The organism is Streptomyces bobili (assembly GCF_002154575.1).
GTDB lineage: Bacteria > Actinomycetota > Actinomycetes > Streptomycetales > Streptomycetaceae > Streptomyces > Streptomyces bobili.
This window is the reverse complement of sequence record NZ_MUBA01000383.1, coordinates 1-397: the sequence shown is the minus strand read 5'-3', so window position 1 is coordinate 397 and position 397 is coordinate 1. Positions and strand designations below refer to the sequence as shown.

Below are 397 nucleotides of genomic sequence, written 5' to 3'. Positions count from 1 at the left end.
CGCCCGTGCGGCATCTGGCCTCCGTCGGCGAGGCGTTCACCGAGGAGGCCTTCACCGAGGGGACGGCCCGCAGGGCACGCCTCGGCGCGACCGGAACGGGTGAGCGCGAGCCCGTAGCGGTTCCGGCACCGGGCACGGAACCCCACGACGGCTCCCGCCACGGGTCCGACTCCGGCTCCCGCTCCGGCCAGGACGCCCGTCCCGGCTCCCGCCGTTCGGCGAACAAGGCGGCCCGTCGTGTCCGCCGCCGCAACCTCGCCGTCGCCGTGCTCACCGTCAGCGGCCTGGTCGTCCTTCCGCTCGTCCTGTGGTCCGCCCTCTCCGGCGGTGACTCCGCCTCCTCGGGCGACGACACCGCGGCCCCCGCCCCGGACACCGACGCCTCCACCGCCGACCC

Annotated in this window: 1 pseudogene; it reads left to right on the top strand. The window is 77.1% G+C overall.

Features of this window, described 5'->3' with window-relative positions:
• Positions 1 to 397 (top strand): annotated as a pseudogene (locus BZL64_RS40670) (hydrolase); the annotation flags it as partial.